The 18,198-nt window shown below is 60.2% G+C and carries 19 protein-coding genes; 13 read left to right on the top strand and 6 right to left on the bottom strand.

Translation table 11 applies throughout. The features are described 5' to 3' along the window. Positions 1-10: 10 nt before the first annotated feature. Complete coding sequence (locus tag HU755_RS05375; protein WP_186630840.1) at positions 11-1,312, top strand: cytochrome c; 1,302 nt, start codon at positions 11-13, stop codon at positions 1,310-1,312. A 72-nt stretch (positions 1,313-1,384) separates the two neighbouring features. Here the strand turns inward: HU755_RS05375 and HU755_RS05370 are convergent, their stop codons facing one another. Then, a complete protein-coding gene (locus tag HU755_RS05370; RefSeq protein WP_186630839.1) occupies positions 1,385-1,687 on the bottom strand; it encodes a hypothetical protein in 303 nt (100 codons plus the stop codon). A 229-nt stretch (positions 1,688-1,916) separates the two neighbouring features. On the opposite strand from HU755_RS05370, the gene HU755_RS05365 reads away from it, so the two are divergent. From HU755_RS05365 to HU755_RS05355, 3 genes are all read left to right on the top strand, one after another. Beyond that, complete coding sequence (locus HU755_RS05365) at positions 1,917-2,975, top strand: PA0069 family radical SAM protein (protein WP_186630838.1); 1,059 nt, start codon at positions 1,917-1,919, stop codon at positions 2,973-2,975. A 237-nt stretch (positions 2,976-3,212) separates the two neighbouring features. After that, positions 3,213-3,941: a carbonic anhydrase gene (locus HU755_RS05360; RefSeq protein ID WP_186630837.1), complete on the top strand. Its 729-nt coding sequence runs from the start codon at positions 3,213-3,215 to the stop codon at positions 3,939-3,941. Positions 3,942-4,031: 90 nt separating this feature from the next. After that, positions 4,032-5,558 carry a SulP family inorganic anion transporter gene (locus tag HU755_RS05355; protein WP_186546301.1) on the top strand — a complete coding sequence of 509 codons (1,527 nt, stop codon included), beginning with the start codon at positions 4,032-4,034 and terminating at the stop codon, positions 5,556-5,558. A gap of 137 nt (positions 5,559-5,695) precedes the next feature. Here HU755_RS05355 and HU755_RS05350 read toward each other — a convergent pair whose 3' ends face one another. Then, complete coding sequence (locus HU755_RS05350; RefSeq protein ID WP_186546300.1) at positions 5,696-6,346, bottom strand: hypothetical protein; 651 nt, start codon at positions 6,344-6,346, stop codon at positions 5,696-5,698. Positions 6,347-6,715: 369 nt separating this feature from the next. Here HU755_RS05350 and coxB point away from each other — a divergent pair, with 369 nt between their 5' ends. The 4 genes from coxB to HU755_RS05330 all read left to right on the top strand — a co-directional run bounded on the left by coxB (position 6,716) and on the right by HU755_RS05330 (position 11,106). Then, positions 6,716-7,843 (top strand): cytochrome c oxidase subunit II, encoded by a 1,128-nt coding sequence (gene coxB, locus HU755_RS05345; protein WP_186546299.1) that lies wholly within the window; start codon positions 6,716-6,718, stop codon positions 7,841-7,843. An 82-nt stretch (positions 7,844-7,925) separates the two neighbouring features. Next, positions 7,926-9,512: a cytochrome c oxidase subunit I gene (gene ctaD / locus HU755_RS05340; protein WP_042609004.1), complete on the top strand. Its 1,587-nt coding sequence runs from the start codon at positions 7,926-7,928 to the stop codon at positions 9,510-9,512. Between the two features lie 129 nt (positions 9,513-9,641). Then, positions 9,642-10,193, top strand: coding sequence for a cytochrome c oxidase assembly protein (locus HU755_RS05335; RefSeq protein WP_186546298.1), 552 nt, complete (start codon positions 9,642-9,644; stop codon positions 10,191-10,193). Between the two features lie 25 nt (positions 10,194-10,218). Further along, on the top strand, positions 10,219-11,106 hold the full coding sequence (locus tag HU755_RS05330; protein ID WP_186618903.1) for a cytochrome c oxidase subunit 3: 888 nt from the start codon (positions 10,219-10,221) through the stop codon (positions 11,104-11,106). Positions 11,107-11,115: 9 nt separating this feature from the next. On the opposite strand, the gene HU755_RS05325 is transcribed toward HU755_RS05330, so the two are convergent. Then, positions 11,116-11,319 carry a twin transmembrane helix small protein gene (locus tag HU755_RS05325; RefSeq protein ID WP_186546296.1) on the bottom strand — a complete coding sequence of 68 codons (204 nt, stop codon included), beginning with the start codon at positions 11,317-11,319 and terminating at the stop codon, positions 11,116-11,118. Between the two features lie 70 nt (positions 11,320-11,389). Between HU755_RS05325 and HU755_RS05320 the strand changes: the two genes are divergently transcribed. The 5 genes from HU755_RS05320 to HU755_RS05300 are packed head-to-tail and all read left to right on the top strand — an operon-like array spanning position 11,390 to position 15,298. Next, entirely contained in the window at positions 11,390-12,130 is a 741-nt protein-coding gene (locus HU755_RS05320; protein WP_186630836.1) for an SURF1 family protein, read from the top strand. Next, positions 12,096-12,689, top strand: a complete 594-nt coding sequence (locus HU755_RS05315; protein ID WP_186618900.1) for a hypothetical protein — start codon at positions 12,096-12,098, stop codon at positions 12,687-12,689. The genes HU755_RS05320 and HU755_RS05315 overlap by 35 nt, the downstream gene beginning before the upstream one ends. Positions 12,690-12,699: 10 nt before the next feature. Next, a complete protein-coding gene (locus tag HU755_RS05310) occupies positions 12,700-13,779 on the top strand; it encodes a heme A synthase (protein WP_186618899.1) in 1,080 nt (359 codons plus the stop codon). Continuing rightward, positions 13,767-14,666 carry a heme o synthase gene (gene cyoE / locus HU755_RS05305; RefSeq protein ID WP_186630835.1) on the top strand — a complete coding sequence of 300 codons (900 nt, stop codon included), beginning with the start codon at positions 13,767-13,769 and terminating at the stop codon, positions 14,664-14,666. The genes HU755_RS05310 and cyoE overlap by 13 nt, the downstream gene beginning before the upstream one ends. Beyond that, positions 14,663-15,298 carry an SCO family protein gene (locus HU755_RS05300; protein WP_186546291.1) on the top strand — a complete coding sequence of 212 codons (636 nt, stop codon included), beginning with the start codon at positions 14,663-14,665 and terminating at the stop codon, positions 15,296-15,298. The genes cyoE and HU755_RS05300 overlap by 4 nt, the downstream gene beginning before the upstream one ends. Positions 15,299-15,481: 183 nt before the next feature. Here HU755_RS05300 and HU755_RS05295 read toward each other — a convergent pair whose 3' ends face one another. The 3 genes from HU755_RS05295 to HU755_RS05285 all read right to left on the bottom strand — a co-directional run bounded on the left by HU755_RS05295 (position 15,482) and on the right by HU755_RS05285 (position 18,040). Continuing rightward, positions 15,482-16,252 (bottom strand): MetQ/NlpA family ABC transporter substrate-binding protein, encoded by a 771-nt coding sequence (locus HU755_RS05295; RefSeq protein WP_186546290.1) that lies wholly within the window; start codon positions 16,250-16,252, stop codon positions 15,482-15,484. Between the two features lie 64 nt (positions 16,253-16,316). After that, a complete protein-coding gene (locus tag HU755_RS05290; RefSeq protein ID WP_186618936.1) occupies positions 16,317-17,027 on the bottom strand; it encodes a methionine ABC transporter permease in 711 nt (236 codons plus the stop codon). 5 nt (positions 17,028-17,032) lie between these two features. Beyond that, positions 17,033-18,040, bottom strand: a complete 1,008-nt coding sequence (locus HU755_RS05285) for an ATP-binding cassette domain-containing protein (RefSeq protein ID WP_186618895.1) — start codon at positions 18,038-18,040, stop codon at positions 17,033-17,035. Positions 18,041-18,198 lie beyond the last annotated feature (158 nt).

Here is an 18,198-nt window from a genome sequence, read left to right as displayed (position 1 = left end):
AGCGATGACCATGAAAAACCTCGTTATCGCCACCCTGGTCCTGCTCGGCAGCGCCTCCGTTCACGCCGCTGAAGCTGATCAGAATCTGATCAAACAGGGCGAATACCTGGCCCGCGCCGGTGACTGCGTGGCCTGCCATACGGCCAAGGGCGGCAAATCGTTCGCCGGCGGACTGCCGATGGAAACGCCGATCGGCACGATTTACTCAACCAACATCACTCCGGATAAAACCGGGGTGGGTGATTACAGCTTCGAGGATTTTGACCAGGCGGTGCGCCATGGTGTCGCCAAAAACGGTAGTACGTTGTACCCGGCGATGCCGTATCCGTCTTATGCCCGTGTCAGCGAAGGCGACATGAAAGCGCTGTATGCGTATTTCATGCACGGCGTCGAACCGGTGGCGCAGGACAACAAGGCCAGCGACATTCCGTGGCCGCTGAGCATGCGCTGGCCGCTGATGGGCTGGCGCTGGCTGTTTGCGCCAAAGGTCGAGGACTACAAGGCGACAAGTGACGATGCGGTGATCAATCGCGGTGCTTATCTGGTGGAAGGCCTCGGCCATTGCGGCGCCTGCCATACCCCGCGCGCACTGACCATGCAGGAAAAATCCCTGAGTGCGGCGGACGGCAGCGAATTCCTCGCCGGCAGTGCGCCGCTCGAAGGCTGGATCGCCAAAAGCCTGCGCGGTGATCACAAGGATGGCCTCGGCAGCTGGAGCGAGGAGCAACTGGTGCAGTTTCTCAAAACCGGACGCAGTGACCGCAGCGCGGTGTTCGGCGGCATGAGCGATGTGGTCACTCACAGCATGCAGTACATGACCGATGCCGACCTGACCGCGATTGCTCGCTATCTCAAATCGCTGCCGGCCAGTGATCCAGCGGATCAGCCGCATCAGTACGATGCGAAAGCGGCGAACGCTTTGTGGAACGGGGATGACAGCCAACCCGGCGCCTCGGTGTACATCGACAACTGCGCGGCCTGCCACCGCACCGACGGCCATGGCTACACCCGGGTGTTCCCGGCGTTGGCGGGCAACCCGGTGCTGCAAACGGAAGACCCGACTTCGCTGATCCACATTGTGCTCAAGGGCGGAACCTTGCCGGCGACACACGCCGCGCCATCGACCTTCACCATGCCCGGTTTCGCCTGGCGCCTGTCGGACCAGGAAGTGGCGGATGTGGTGAGTTTTATACGGGGCAGCTGGGGTAACAAGGGAGGGTCGGTAAGCGCTGATGAAGTCAGCCATTTACGCGCCAGCGATATGAGCAGCACGTCCAACGATGATCTTGGTCAAGTGACCCAGAGCAAATAAAAAACTGCCCGCCTATATAAGGCGGGCAGTTTTTCATGCATTTCAAATTTCAACTTTGAGCATTTAACAATGTCATGGATTCATGATATTGACGTAAGCCTTGGCCAATGCCAGCAACTTGTTCTTGTCATCCGCATCAATATCACCGTCGCCATCGATATCCTTGTCATTACGCACATCGAAAGTTTCTCCTCCATCATAAGAGGCGGCAATAATAATCCGCGAATCCAGCAGGGACTCGGTCGGAACCGCATTGCGCGCGTCCCAGCCGGCTTGCTTCAGCGCGAATTGTATCGACACCAGTACTTCGTCTGGGTCAACCGGAGTTGGGCCGAGTTTTTGCAGAAAGATGCCACGCTGGTTGAAGCTGGACATTACTAATTCCTTTTAAATAGAGTTATAAGAGTTGCAACACGGCGAATACTAACGGGATAAACAGCACGCCTGATACTTAAAAGGTGTGTCTTCGGATTGCGATAATAGTTGGAATAGTTGGCAACTTTCGCGTTAATAATTTTATGGATAGACCTGAGCGCCCAACGGCAGTAGCTATCATTTGAAGCACAGGATACTGTATGCACATACAGCCAACAGGATGCCTGCGATGTCAATCTCCCCGCCCCTTCGTGGTCGCGGCACCGCGACCAACCCGCACAACCGCTTCGCCCCCAGCCGTTCGGTGGCCGAGGACGATGGCTGGTATCAGGAAGTGCCGGACACGCAAAACACCGAGGTGATCATCGAAAAGGCCAAATCGATCATCACCCGCAACACCTCGCCGGATCTGCCCTTCGACCGCTCGATCAATCCCTATCGCGGCTGCGAGCACGGCTGCATCTATTGCTACGCGCGACCCAGCCATGCCTATTGGGACATGTCGCCAGGCCTCGACTTCGAAACGAAGCTGATCGCCAAAACCAACGCGGCCCAAGTGCTGGAAGAGCAGTTGGGCAAAAAAGGCTATCAATGCGCGCCGATCAATCTGGGCTCCAACACCGATCCTTATCAGCCGATCGAGCGCGAGCACAAAATCACTCGCCAGACCCTGGAGGTGCTGCTGCGCTATCGCCACCCGGTGACCATCGTCACCAAGGGCTCGCTGATTCTGCGCGATCTCGACTTGCTGACTGAACTGGCGCAACAGCGGCTGGTGGCGGTGATGATCAGCCTGACCACCCTGGACGACGAGCTCAAGCGCATCCTCGAACCGCGTGCCGCTGCGCCCAAGGCGCGCTTGCGCGCAATCCGGGTGATGCGCGAAGCGGGCATTCCCGTCGGGGTGCTGTGTTCGCCGTTGATCCCGATGATCAACGACAGCGAGATCGAAAGCCTGCTGACCGAGGCCCACGCGGCGGGCGCGCAGAGTGCCGCCTACATGATGCTGCGCCTGCCGCTGGAAGTCGCGCCGCTGTTCGAAGAGTGGTTGCAGGCGCACTATCCGCAACGCGCCGCGCATGTGCTGAGTCTGATTCGCCAGAGTCGTGGCGGCGAGCTCTACGACAGCCGTTTCGGTGCACGAATGCGCGGTGAAGGGCCATTTGCCGACCTGCTCGCCCAGCGCTTTGCCAAGGCAATAAAAAAGCTCGGCTTGAACAAGCGTGATGGCTATAACCTCGATTGCACAGCCTTCTGTCCGCCGGGTCGCCAGATGTCGTTGATTTAGCGACAATTGACGCAGGGTTGAAGGGTTGGAATCCTTCCGTCGAAACGCCCGGTCACGTTTTTTGTGACCTGGAACACACGTTCTAGAGCGTTTGATTCAGTTTCAGTTAAGTTTCGGCGGCTACCTTGTTCATCGAGTGACTGACGGGTCGGGATGACCCGGATGGTTTAAACAGCCACTGGCTTCATACCGGAATACCGGGGCAAGACTCCCTGAATCCGCACAAGAGGATGAATCATGAGTGACAAGGATAAACAGTCGTTGGCTGCGTCGGGGCAAACCCCGGAAGCGGAATCCGCCGATGCAGCGCTGCGACAGATCGTTGACGGCTTTTTGCGTTTTCACCATGAAGTTTTTCCGCAACAGGAAGAACTCTTCAAAAAGCTCGCCACCGCCCAGGCACCCAAGGCCATGTTCATCACCTGCGCCGACTCGCGCATCGTTCCCGAGCTGATCACCCAGAGCTCGCCGGGCGACCTGTTCGTGACCCGCAACGTCGGTAACGTCGTACCGCCTTACGGTCAGATGAACGGCGGCGTTTCCACCGCCATCGAGTACGCGGTCCTGGCGCTGGGCGTGCAGCACATCATCATCTGCGGCCACTCCGATTGCGGTGCGATGCGTGCGGTACTCAATCCGGAAAGCCTGGAAAAAATGCCTACGGTCAAAGCCTGGCTGCGCCACGCCGAAGTCGCGAAAACCATGGTGCACGACAACTGTCACTGCGCCGACGAAAAAGAAAGCATGCCGATCCTCACCGAGGAAAACGTCATCGCCCAATTGCAGCACTTGCGTACCCATCCTTCGGTAGCCTCACGCATGGCGAACGGTCATCTGTTCATCCATGGCTGGGTCTACAACATCGAAACCAGCGAAATCAAAGCTTACGACGCGGACCAGGGACGTTTCCTGCCACTCGACGGCAGTCATCCGATTCCTGTGGCGACGCCCAAAGCGCGCTTCTAAATCTTCCCAACAATCTGTGTGGTATGACGCCGGCCGCTGACTCAGCGGCCCGGCATCCCCACGCCTGAAGAAAACTTCGGGAGAATCGCCATGCGTGCGGCTCAATTGAAAGCTGTGTTGCCACGGGAGCTGCTTGCTTCCGTGGTTGTGTTTCTGGTCGCCCTGCCACTGTGCATGGGCATCGCCATTGCCTCGGGGCTGCCGCCGGCCAAGGGTTTGATCACCGGCATCATCGGCGGTCTGGTGGTGGGCTGGCTGGCCGGCTCGCCGCTGCAGGTCAGCGGACCGGCGGCAGGGCTGGCGGTGTTGGTCTTTGAGCTGGTACGCCAGCACGGTATCGAAATGCTCGGGCCGATTTTGCTGCTCGCCGGCTTCCTGCAACTGGTCGCCGGACGCCTGAAGCTCGGCTGCTGGTTCCGGGTCACGGCGCCAGCGGTGGTCTACGGCATGCTGGCGGGGATCGGCGTGTTGATTGTGCTTTCGCAAGTCCATGTGATGCTCGACGCCTCGCCCAAGCCTTCCGGACTGGATAACCTCACGGCGTTCCCAGGTGCGGTGGCGCAGGCCTTGCCGTCGTTCGGCTGGCAGGCCGGTTTGCTCGGCCTGTCGACGATCGCGGTGATGTGGCTGTGGGAAAAGTTTCGTCCGCATAAGCTGCGCTTCATTCCCGGCGCACTGCTGGGTGTAGGCCTGGCGACGGGGGCCAGTCTGATGCTGGCGTTGCAGGTCAAGCGCGTCGAGGTTCCGGCGAATCTGGCCGAAGCGATTGATTGGCTGAAGCCGGCCGATTTGCTCAGCCTCGCCGACCCGACGCTGCTGATCGCGGCGTTTGCCGTAGCGTTTATCGCCAGCGCCGAAACCCTGTTATCGGCTGCGGCTGTGGACCGTATGCACAGCGGCGTACGTTCGGATTTCGACCGCGAACTGTCGGCCCAGGGTGTAGGCAACATGCTCTGCGGCCTGGTCGGTGCGCTGCCGATGACCGGGGTGATCGTGCGCAGCTCGGCCAACGTTCAGGCCGGTGCGACCACGCGTTACTCGACAATTTTCCATGGCCTGTGGCTGCTGGCGTTCGTGCTGTTGCTGTCGAGCGTGCTGCAAAGCATTCCGGTGGCGAGCCTGGCGGGTGTGCTGGTGTATACCGGGTTCAAACTGGTCGACCTGAAAGCCTTCCGCGGCCTGAGTCGTTACGGACGCATGCCGATGTTCACCTACGCCGCCACGGCGCTGGCGATCATCTTCACCGACCTGCTGACCGGCGTGCTGATCGGTTTCGGCCTGACCTTGGTGAAGCTGGCGTTCAAGGCCTCGCGCCTGAAGATCAGCCTGATCGACCTGCCGCAGGACGGCGAGATGGAATTGCGTCTGGTCGGCGCGGGGACATTCCTTAAAGTACCGGCGCTGACACAGGTGCTGAACTCGATTCCACACGGCACGACGGTGCATGTGCCGCTCAACAACTTGAGCTACATCGACCATTCGTGTCTGGAGTTGCTGGAAGAGTGGGGCCGGGCGAATGCAGCGAAGGGTTCGAAGCTGTTGATCGAATCCCGCGGGTTGAAGCGCAGGCTTGAGGGCCGGGTGCGGACCAATACCGGGATTGGTGCGGCGGGTTGAATATCCCGTCTGGAATACAACCCCTGTAGGAGTGAGCCTGCTCGCGATGGCGATTGAACATTCAACATCTTTGTTGACTGATCGGCCGCTATCGCGAGCAGGCTCACTCCTACATTGGGATCGGCGTCGGCTTCGAATTATGCAGCTGGCTGATCCAGCTCCAGTCCCACGCCCAAGCGGCGACTCATGCACGGCCAGCGCTTCCACGCCGCGCCAGTGTCGGGGCTGCTGAGTTTCTCGCGGTAGGCTTCCACCGATTCCAGGGCAAAGCTCTCGTCGTTGAGCATCTCGTCGAAGGCGTGGTGCACAACTTCATCCAGTTGGTTGGCAAATTCTTCACCGATCAATTGGTGAGCAATCAGGTTGGCGACCGTCATGTCCAGCGGGATCAGCGGCTGGCCGAAATGCTTGATGTACAGGTCGTTGACCTCTTCGACAAACCGGTGCGCCAGATAGGCTTCGTCCAGCAGGCTATCCAGACCGACATGCCCGGCCATGATTGCCGGCGGCTGGAGGAAATACTGCTCGGCGATTTTCAGTACCGGTTTGATCTGCGATTCGATTCCCGCTTCCCTGGCAACTTCATTGGCTGCATCCAGCAGGTCTGGCACTTCATCGATGTAGGCGGCGACAAATCGCGTCAGCACGCCTTGGGCGTCGGCTTCCGGCAACTGGATCGCCGGGTGTAGATGGGGCAGCTTGCTTTCCAGCTGACGGGTCAGCAGGCCGGTGTCTTTTTCGTGCTGTTGGGCTTTTTGGATCTGCTCGCGCAATGCGGCGGTGTTCATGAAAACTCCAGGAAACAAGGCAAGAAATAGGGAAGACATAACTTAGCTGGCTTACGAAAAACGCTAAGACGCATTTGTCATAATTATTTCATCCTTGATGCACCTGCGTTATATCCATTTGCCACCACTCGTCTGCATCCTTCTCCATTCGTGCCCTTGAATGCAAGTCCCGCCTGTTTCAGATCATTTACGTCTTCGGGTTGCAATTCCCGGTCGCTGTCTATACTCGCCAATGAATGGAGTTAGCTGATGACGCCCGACTGCACCTGCAGCAAGGCCCGGCGATTCAAGTTCGTAGTCTGATGCAGCCGCTCCCTTGCCGCAGGCGATACGCCGGCGGGATAACAAGAACGATAAGGGGAACCCGCAATGATGCGACATCCACATGTCTGGATGGGCCTCCTGTTGTGGTCGATTTTCAGCCAGGCCAATGCGGCCTGGACTGTGAATATGGCGCCTGGAGCGACTGAAATCAGTCACGCAGTATTCGACCTGCACATGACCATTTTCTGGATCTGTGTGGTGATCGGGATCATCGTCTTCGGCGCCATGTTCTGGTCGATGATGGTGCACCGCCGCTCCACCGGGCAGGTCGCGGCAAAATTCCACGAAAGCACCGGCGTCGAGATCATGTGGACCGTGGTGCCGCTGCTGATTCTGGTGGCCATGGCCGTTCCCGCCACCGCCACGCTGATCAAGATGTACGACACCAGCGAAGCGGACATCGATATCCAGATCACCGGTTATCAGTGGAAGTGGCATTACAAATACCTGGGTCAGGACGTCGAGTTCTTCAGCAACCTGGCCACCCCCGCCGATCAGATCCACAACAAGGAAGCCAAGGGCGAGCATTACCTGCTCGAAGTCGACAAGCCATTGGTGCTGCCGATCGGCGCCAAGGTGCGCTTCCTCGTCACCTCCGCCGACGTCATCCATTCATGGTGGGTGCCGGCGTTCGCAGTCAAACGCGATGCGATTCCCGGATTCGTCAACGAAGCCTGGACGCGCATCGACAAGCCCGGCCTTTACCGCGGCCAGTGCGCCGAACTGTGCGGCAAGGACCATGGCTTCATGCCGATCGTGGTCGAGGTCAAGGAGAAGGCCGACTACGAAGCCTGGCTCGCCGAGCGCAAGGCCGAGGCGGCGCAGCTCAAAGAGCTGACCAGCAAGGAATGGACCCTCGACGAGCTCAAGGAGCGCGGCGACAAGGTCTATCACACCGCTTGCGTGGCCTGTCACCAGGCCGAAGGCCAGGGCCTGCCGCCGATGTTCCCGGCACTCAAGGGCTCGAAAATCGCCACCGGCCCGATCAAGGATCACCTGAGTATCGTCTTCCACGGCAAGCCCGGCACCGCCATGGCGGCGTTCGGCAAGCAATTGTCGGAAGTCGATATCGCCGCGGTCGTGACGTACGAACGTAACGCCTGGGGCAACAACAAGGGCGACATGGTCACGCCAAAACAAGTGCTGGAGCTGAAACAGGCAGAAAGCCAATGAGCCGGTCAATTGCGTACTGCGTGAACCGGTCGGGGCCAGACGCCCCGGCCCGCCCCGTCCATTCACTTGAAGGAGACCGGCCATGAGTGCTGTCATCGATGACCACGGTCACGCCGACCACGCCCACGGCCCTGCCAAAGGCCTGATGCGCTGGGTGTTGACCACCAACCACAAGGACATTGGCACCCTGTACCTGTGGTTTGCGTTCTGCATGTTCCTGCTCGGCGGCTCGTTCGCCATGGTCATTCGTGCCGAGCTGTTTCAGCCCGGCCTGCAGATCGTGCAGCCGGAATTTTTCAACCAGATGACCACCATGCACGGCCTGGTGATGGTCTTCGGCGCGGTCATGCCGGCGTTCGTCGGCCTCGCCAACTGGATGATTCCGCTGATGGTCGGCGCGCCGGACATGGCCCTGCCACGGATGAACAACTTCAGCTTCTGGCTGTTGCCGGCGGCGTTTCTGTTACTGGTCTCGACGTTGTTTACACCGGGTGGCGGGCCGAATTTCGGCTGGACCTTCTACGCGCCGCTGTCGACGACTTACGCGCCGGAAAGCGTGACGTTTTTCATCTTCGCCATTCACCTGATGGGTATCAGCTCGATCATGGGCGCGATCAATGTGGTCGCGACCATTCTCAACCTGCGCGCCCCCGGCATGACCCTGATGAAAATGCCGCTGTTCGTCTGGACCTGGCTGATCACCGCATTCCTGCTGATCGCGGTAATGCCGGTGCTGGCCGGGTGCGTGACGATGATGCTGATGGACATTCACTTCGGCACCAGTTTCTTCAGCGCGGCCGGCGGTGGTGATCCGGTGCTGTTCCAGCATGTGTTCTGGTTCTTCGGCCACCCCGAGGTGTACATCATGATCCTGCCGGCGTTCGGCGCGGTGAGCCAGATCATCCCGACCTTCGCGCGCAAGCCGCTGTTCGGCTACACCTCGATGGTCTACGCCACGGCGAGCATCGCCTTCCTGTCGTTCATCGTCTGGGCGCACCACATGTTTGTGGTCGGCATTCCGCTGGTGGGCGAGCTGTTCTTCATGTACGCGACCATGCTCATCGCGGTGCCGACCGGGGTGAAAGTGTTCAACTGGGCCAGCACCATGTGGCAAGGCTCGATGACCTTCGAGACGCCGATGCTGTTTGCCGTCGCGTTCGTCATCTTGTTTTCCATCGGCGGCTTCTCCGGGCTGATGCTGGCGATCGCCCCGGCGGACTTCCAGTATCAGGACACCTACTTCGTCGTCGCGCACTTCCATTACGTGCTGGTGCCGGGGGCGATCTTCGGAATTTTCGCCTCGGCGTACTACTGGCTGCCGAAGTGGACCGGACACATGTACGACGAAACCCTCGGCAAGCTGCATTTCTGGCTGTCGTTCGTCGGCATGAACCTGACCTTCTTCCCGATGCACTTTGTCGGTCTTGCGGGGATGCCGCGGCGGATTCCGGACTACAACCTGCAGTTCGCCGACTTCAACATGGTCTCGTCGATTGGCGCGTTCATGTTCGGCGCCACGCAGATTTTCTTCCTGTTTATCGTGATCAAGACCATTCGCGGCGGCGAGCCGGCCCCGGCCAAACCGTGGGATGGCGCCGAAGGGCTGGAGTGGAGCGTGCCGTCGCCGGCGCCGTATCACACCTTCACCACGCCGCCGGAAGTGAAATGAAACGCCTGGCCTCTGTGGGAGGGGGCTTGCTCCCGAATGCCATTTTTCATTCAACAGTTGAGTTGACTGATCCGACGCATTCGCGAGCAAGCCCGCTCCCACAGGGGTTCTCGATTGGGGATTGGAACCATGGCTGACTCGATCTCGCTGAAGAAACTGGTCACGCGCCTGTTGCTCGTCGTGGTGGCGATGTTTGTCTTCGGCTTCGCCCTGGTGCCGATCTACGACGTGATGTGCAAAGCCTTCGGCATTAACGGCAAGACCGGTGGCCAGTACGCCGGTGAGCAAGTGGTCGACACCTCGCGCCAGGTGCGCGTGCAGTTTTTGTCGACCAACACCGCCGACATGCCGTGGGATTTCTATCCCAAGCACGACGAGCTGACCGCCAACCCCGGTGCGGTCAACGAGATGGTGTTCATCGCGCGCAACCCCACCGACAAACCGATGAGCGCACAAGCGGTGCCAAGTATCGCGCCGAGCAACGCGGCGGCGTATTTCCACAAGACCGAATGTTTCTGCTTTACCCAGCAGGTGCTGCAGCCCGGTGAACAGATCGAAATGCCCGTGCGTTTCATCGTTGACCGCGACATGCCCAAGGAAGTGAAGCACCTGACGCTGTCCTACACGCTGTTCGATATCACCGCCCGACATCCGCCGGTGGCCGTTAGCACTGGCGGTTGAGCGTGCCCGATAAGGAGAACAATAAATGGCAACTCATGAGCACTATTACGTCCCGGCCCAGAGCAAATGGCCGATCATCGCCACGGTCGGAATGTTCGTCACCGTGTACGGCCTCGCGACCTGGTTCAACGATCTGAAGGCGGCGCGTCCGGATTCCCACGGCCCGCTGATCTTTTTCGTCGGTGGGCTGCTGCTGGCGTACATGCTGTTCGGCTGGTTCGGTGCGGTGATCAAGGAAAGTCGCGCGGGGCTGTATAGCCCGCAACTGGATCGCTCGTTCCGCTGGGGCATGAGCTGGTTCATCTTTTCCGAAGTGATGTTCTTCGTCGCCTTCTTCGGCGCGCTGTTCTATATCCGCGTCGTCTCCGCGCCTGGACTTGCCGGCGAAGGCAGCAAGGGCCTTTCGGAGATGCTCTGGCCGAACTTCGAATATGTCTGGCCATTGCTGAACAACCCGGACCCGAAACTGTTTCCGCCGCCCAAGGACGTCATCAGCCCGTGGGGCTTGCCGCTGCTCAACACCATTTTGCTGGTCAGCTCCAGCGTGACCATCACCATCGCCCACCATGCGCTGAAGAAAGGTCATCGCGGCGCGCTGAAACTCTGGCTGGCGATCACCGTGCTGCTGGGCGTCGCGTTTCTTGGCTTCCAGGCTGAGGAATACATCCACGCCTACAAGGAACTTGGACTGACCCTCGGCTCGGGCATCTACGGCGCAACGTTCTTCATGCTCACCGGGTTTCACGGCGCCCACGTGACCATCGGCACGATCATTTTGTTCGTGATGCTGATGCGCATCATGAAAGGCCATTTCGACAACGAGCACCAGTTCGGTTTCGAAGCGGCGAGCTGGTATTGGCACTTCGTCGACGTGGTGTGGATCGGCTTGTTCTTCTTCGTCTACATCCTTTGACAGCCGACGCTACCAGGGCGCATGCGACACCAACTGGCCGCTGTAGAAACCCCAGGCCATCAGGCCGACGGTGACGGCGGCCAGTGCCACCCGAACACTCAAGGCGATGACCAGGCGATTTGAACTGCTGTCGTCCTTGACCAGGAAAAACAGGCCGCTGAACAGGCTGATCACCGTGGCAATCAGCATCAGGACGATCGCTGCTTTGAACATGGCAAGACTCCGGGGGACAGGCGATGCATTTGAGTATAGCGATCGCGACGACTGACTTTGTGGCGCAGCCATGAAGCACTTTCGCCCGGGCGTAATACCGACGGTGGTGGTCGCGTTGTTGCTGCCGCTGATGGTTGCGCTGGGCTTCTGGCAACTGGGCCGGGGCGCTGAAAAGACCGCCCTGCTCGCCAGCTACGCCGAACGTCGCGTGGCCGAACCGATGGCCAGCAGCGAATTGCCGGGCAGTGCTGACCCGGCTTATCGCCGCGTGCAGCTACATGGCCAGTTCGATGCTGCTCATACCCTGTTGCTCGACAACCGCCAGCGTGGCGGCAAGGTTGGCGTCGAGTTGCTGCAACCGTTTCAGGATCAGCACACGGGGTTGTGGCTGCTGGTCAATCGCGGCTGGTTGCCCTGGCCGGACCGGCGCGTGCCGCCGCAATTCAGCACACCCGCCGAGACACTGACGCTCGACGCCTGGGTCTACGTCGCCCCGGGCGCGACGTTCCAGTTACACGCCGACCCGGTCAGCCGTGTCTGGCCGCAAACCATTACCGCCGTCGAGCCGGCCAGACTCTGGCAAACCCTGGAACGCGACGGTTTCGCCTACGAACTGCGCGCCGAGCCCGGCCCGATCAGCTATCAGACCGATTGGCCGGTGGTCGCGATGGGTCCGGAAAAACACCTCGGCTATGCCGTGCAATGGTTCGCCATGGCCACGGCCCTGCTCGGTCTCTACCTCTATCTTGGCTGGCACAACGCAAAGGAGAAACGCCATGGGAAGCGCCATGAATCCACCCAGCATGTCTGAAGCCAAACCCGCCCTCAGCCGTCGGCGCGGGCGCATTCAATTGCTGCTGATCGTGCTCGGCGTGGTCGGACCGATGCTGCTCGCCACCGGCATGTACAAGTTGCAGTTCTGGGTGCCGGAAGGACGCAGTTATCACGGCGAACTGATCGGCAACGGCCAGACCCGCGCCGACCTCGGCGTGCAGGCCGATGAGCAGCGCTGGCAGATTCTGGTGACAGCGCCGAAGGACTGCGCAGTCGACTGCCAGCAACTGGTGTATCTGGCGCGGCAGATCCAGATCAGCCTGGGCCGCGAAGCCGGACGCGCCAGCCACGCTCTGGCCGCCGCGCAACCGCTGAGCGCCGACTACGCCGCCAGACTCGACCGCGAATACCCGCAGTTGCAACGCTATCCGCTGGATGCCGGCGTGTTCGCCAGGACCACCGGCGACAAGGCGGCGCCGCAGCTATGGATCGTCGACCCACACGGCAATCTCGTACTGCGCTACGAGCCGAATGTGAAAGGCAAGGATTTGCTCAACGACCTGCGTCACCTGCTGAAACTGTCGAACATCGGATAAGGGCATCGTCATGGCCAAACCTGGATTTCGCCTCGCTCTGTTTGCCACCCTGCTGGCGCTGATTGTGGTGCTGCTTGGCGCCTACACGCGCCTGACCCACGCTGGCCTCGGCTGCCCGGACTGGCCGGGCTGCTACGGCTTTATCAGCGTGCCGAAAAGCGAGGCGCAACTGGCCCATGCCGAACTGCATTTTCCCGACGCGCCGGTAGAAGCGCACAAGGGCTGGAACGAGATGATCCACCGCTACTTCGCCGGCAGCCTTGGCTTGTTGATTTCGGTGCTGGCCGGACGCGCCTGGGTCAACCGCCGCCACCCGGGGCAACCGGTGAAGCTGCCTCTGTTTGTGCTGGCGGTGGTCATCGCCCAGGCGATGTTCGGCATGTGGACGGTGACGCTCAAGCTCTGGCCGCAAGTGGTTACCGGGCATTTGCTGGGCGGTTTTGCCACGTTGAGTCTGCTGTTTTTGCTGACGCTGAGGTTGTCCGGCGTGCTGCCGGCACTGAGCGTGCCCAAGCGCTTGCAGTATTGGGCGACCGCGGGGCTGTTATTGGTGATCGGCCAGATTGCGCTGGGTGGCTGGGTCAGTTCCAACTACGCGGCGGTGGCCTGCATCGACTTTCCAACCTGTCACGGACAATGGCTGCCGCCTGCGGACTTCGCCAACGGCTTTCACCTGACTCAGCACATCGGCCCGAATTATCTCGGCGGACAGCTGGACAGCGATGCGCGCACGGCGATTCACCTGACCCACCGGATCGGCGCATTGCTGGTGACGTTGGTGCTGCTCGGTCTGGCCTGGCAGTTGAAAGTCGTCGGCATGACCCGTCTGGCCGCTCTGCTGTTGATCGCCCTCGCCGCGCAGATCACCCTCGGAATCAGCAACGTGTTGTTTCATCTGCCGCTGCCGATAGCCGTTGCCCATAACGCAGGCGGCGCGGCGTTGTTACTGACGCTGGTGCTGGTCAACTATCACGCGCGCACCAGTCTGCTCCAAGTGGCGCAACCGACGCTTGCGCGCTGGCGCTTCAGCCCGAATAAACCTGCCGTCGCGCCCATTGCATTAAAAGGAGAAACGCCATGGCGAGTCTGATCGGCGAACGTCCCGCGCAAGCGCTGTGGCGCGATTATCTGGAACTGACCAAGCCCAAAGTCGTGGTGCTGATGCTGATCACCTCGCTGGTCGGCATGTTCCTCGCGACCCGCGCCGGAGTGCCCTGGACGGTGCTGGTGTTCGGCAACCTGGGAATCGCGTTGTGTGCCGGCGGTGCGGCGGCGGTGAATCACGTAGTGGACCGGCGCATTGACGCGGTGATGGCGCGCACCCACAAGCGACCGTTGGCCGAGGGCCGGGTGTCGCCGGCGGCGGCGCTGACTTTCGCCCTGGTGCTGGCGCTGCTCGGTCAGGCGTTGCTGCTGACGTTCACCAATCCGTTGACAGCATGGCTGACCCTCGCCTCGCTGCTGGGTTACGCGGTGGTCTACACCGGTTTCCTCAAACGCGCGACACCGCAGAACATTGTCATCGGCGGCCTCGCCGGCGCCGCCCCGCCGCTGCTCGGCTGGACCGCCGCCACGGGCCACGTCAGCGCCGAACCGCTGCTGCTGGTGCTGATCATCTTCGCCTGGACCCCGCCGCACTTCTGGGCGCTGGCGATTCATCGCAAGGAGGAATACGCCAAGGCCGACATTCCGATGCTGCCGGTCACCCACGGCGAGCGCTACACCAAAGTGCACATTCTGCTGTACACCTTCGCGCTGCTGGCGGTGAGCATGTTGCCCTACGTGATTCACATGAGCGGCGTGCTGTATCTGATCTGCGCGCTCGCCCTGGGCGCAAGGTTTCTGCAATGGGCCGTGGTGCTGTACCGTGGCACTCGGCCGCACGCGGCGATCAATACCTTCAAGTACTCTATTTATTACTTGTTCCTGTTGTTCATCGCCCTGCTCGTAGACCACTACTTACTGTTGAACCTATGACCCGAACCCAGAAAACCGTCTTCATCCTCGTGGCCGTGATCGCGCTGATCCTGGGCCTGACCGTCAACAAAGTGCTGAGCGGCAAAGGCCAGGGCGACCCCACCGCGCTGATCGATGCCGGGATCATCCTGCTGCCGCAAAGCCGCAACCTGCCGGACGTGACGATGACCGATCAGGACGGCAAACCGGTGGCCATCGATGAGCTGAAAGGCAAATGGAGTCTGTTGTTCTTTGGCTACACCTTTTGCCCGGACATCTGCCCGACCACTCTCGCGCAACTGCGCCAGATCAAGAGTGAGCTGCCCAAGGACGCGGTGGACAAATTGCAGGTCGTGCTGGTCAGCGTGGACCCGAACCGCGATACGCCAAAACAGCTGAAGCAGTATCTGGGCTATTTCGATCCGCAGTTCATCGGCCTGACGCCGGCCTCGATTGAAGAACTGCAAAAAGTCGCCAATGCGGTGAGCATTCCGTTTATTCCGGCCGATACCAGCAAGCCGAATTACACGGTAGATCACAGCGGCAATCTGGCGGTGATCGGCCCGGACGGCACGCAGCGCGGGTTTATCCGGGCGCCGTTGAACAATGCCAAGCTGGTTGCGCAACTGCCGGCGATGCTTGAGCGCAAGTAACCGACCTTGAAACGTGCACAGAGCTAATGTGGGAGCGGGCTTGCTCGCGAATGCGGTGGGTCAGTCAACCTGTCTTATCTGACACACCGCATTCGCGAGCAAGCCCGCTCCCACAGGGTCTGTGTTTCAGGCACAAAAAAGGGGACGCACATGGCGTCCCCTTTTTTGTAGCAGCAACCGGAATCAGAACGCCGGCAACACCGCGCCTTTGTACTTCTCGGTAATGAATTTTTTCACTTCCGGCGTGTGCAACGCCGCCGCGAGTTTCTTCATTGCCTCGCTGTCCTTGTTGTCCGCGCGGGACACCAGGATGTTGACGTAAGGCGAGTCGTTGCCTTCGATCACCAGCGCATCCTTGGACGGATCGAGCTTGGCTTCCAACGCGTAGTTGGTGTTGATCAGCGCCAGATCGACCTGGGTCAGCACGCGCGGGATGGTCGCGGCTTCCAGCTCCCGGAATTTCAAGTCTTTCGGGTTGGTCGCGATGTCTTTGATGGTCGACAGAATGTTGGTCGGGTCCTTCAGGGTGATCACGCCAGCCTTGGCCAGCAGCAACAGCGCACGGCCGCCGTTGGTGGCATCGTTGGGAATGACCACGTTGGCGCCGCTTGGCAGCTCTTCGATTTTCTTGACCTTGCTCGAGTAGGCGCCCAGCGGCTCCAGATGCACGCCGGTCACAGCGACGAGGCTGGTGCCCTTGGCCTTGTTGAATTCATCCAGGTACGGCTGGTGCTGGAAGAAGTTGGCGTCCAGGCGCTTTTCGGCGACCTGTACGTTCGGCTGAATGTAATCGGTGAAGACCTTGACCTTCAGATCCACGCCTTCCTTGGCCAGGGCTGGCTTGACGAATTCGAGGATTTCCGCGTGCGGCACCGGGGTGGCGGCAACGGTCAGGGTTTCGGCATGGGCCGAAAACGCAGCAACGGCAGCGAAAGCAGCAATCAGTTTTTTCATTCAGCTAACTCCTTTTGATGGCGCCCGCCAGCGAAGGCCGGCGCCTCTTGATGACAACAAACCGTTATTTGCGCGAGAAATGCACGACCAGTCGGTCGCCAACCATTTGCAGCACCTGCACCAGAACCAACAGTAGCACCACGGTGACAATCATCACGTCGGTCTGGAAACGCTGGTAACCGAAACGGATCGCCAGGTCACCCAGACCACCGGCACCCACCACACCGGCCATCGCCGTGTAGGACACCAGTGTAATCGCCGTCACCGTAATCGCTGCGAAAATGCCCGGACGTGCTTCCGGCAGCAAGGCGTTCATGATGATCTGCCGCGTGGTCGCGCCCATCGACTGGGTCGCTTCGATGATGCCGCGATCGACTTCACGCAACGCGGTTTCCACCAGCCGCGCGAAGAATGGGGTCGCCCCCACTACCAGCGGCGGAATCGCACCGGCCACGCCCAGCGACGTACCGGTGATCAGCACGGTGAACGGAATCATCACGATCAGCAGAATAATGAACGGCAGCGAACGCAGAATGTTCACCGCCAGCGACATGAACGCGTAGAGGACACGGTTTTCCAGCAACTGACGCGGGCTGCAAAGGAACAGCAGCACACCCAGCGGCAGGCCGAGCAACACGGTGAACAGCAGCGAACCGCCGAGCATCAGCATCGTGTCGTTGGTGGCCAGGCCGATTTCGAGCCAGTCGATGTTCTGGAAGAACAGTTTGATCGCCGCGACTGCGGCGTCGTAATGCTTGATTGCAGCGTCGAACATTTCCATTAACGCAGAACCTCCATGTGAACGTCAGCGGCGGTGAAGCGGGCGAACGCCGCTTCCATGTCGCCACCGGTGACGGCGAGGGTCAATTGCCCGTACGGAATGTCTTTGATGCGGTCGATGCGACCGGCGAGGATGCTGTAGTCGACGCCGGTTTCCCGGGCGACAGTGCCGAGCAACGGGGCGTAGGTCGCGTCGCCCTGGAAGGTCAGGCGCACGATGCGCCCGGGCACGTGAGCGAAATCGTCGCGTTGCTCGTCCTCGTCGATCTGCTCGCTTTCCTGGACGAAACGTTTGGTGGTCGGGTGTTGTGGATGCAGGAACACATCGGCCACCGGCCCCTGCTCGACGATCACGCCGGCATCCATCACCGCCACCTGATCGCAGACGCGACGGATCACGTCCATCTCGTGGGTGATCAGGACGATGGTCAGTTTCAGCTCACGGTTAATCTCGGCCAGCAATTGCAGAACCGACGCGGTGGTCTGCGGGTCGAGGGCGCTGGTGGCTTCGTCGCACAGCAGAATCTTCGGCTTGGTCGCCAGGGCGCGGGCGATGCCGACGCGCTGCTTCTGGCCGCCGGACAATTGCGCCGGGTACTTCTTCGCGTGGTCAGACAGACCGACCCGCGCCAGCAACTCGTCGACGCGCTGAAAGATTTCAGTGCTCGACAACTCACCGGCCAGGGTCAGCGGCAACGCCACGTTGTCGGCGACGGTCTTGGAGGCGAGCAGGTTGAAGTGCTGGAAGATCATCCCGACCTGCTGGCGGAAACGGCGCAAGCCGTTGGCGTCCAGCGCGGTGACTTCTTCGCCGTCGACGATGATCTTGCCGCCGCTGGCGTTTTCCAGGCGATTGATCAGACGCAGCAGGGTACTTTTGCCCGCACCGGAATGGCCGATCAGGCCGAACACCTGGCCGTTCTCGATAGAGAGACTGGTCGGGTGCAGCGCGGGAATATCCTTACCGGCGACGCGGTAAGTCTTGTGGACGTTTTGAAACTCGATCACGTAGCGAACCTTGTGGGGCGCGTTAGAAAAGGATCAGCGGTTAGCCGGGCGCGCATTTTAGCCTGTCCGTATAGAGGTTCTTAGCATTTATTTCGCAATTAACCTTCGATTTGGCAATAACGCGATCAAAGGTCATATAAACGGAACGGCTGAAACTC

The organism is Pseudomonas sp. SWRI111, assembly GCF_014268555.1.
Lineage (GTDB): Bacteria > Pseudomonadota > Gammaproteobacteria > Pseudomonadales > Pseudomonadaceae > Aquipseudomonas > Aquipseudomonas hamedanensis.
This window is presented reverse-complemented; position numbering and strand designations above follow the sequence as displayed.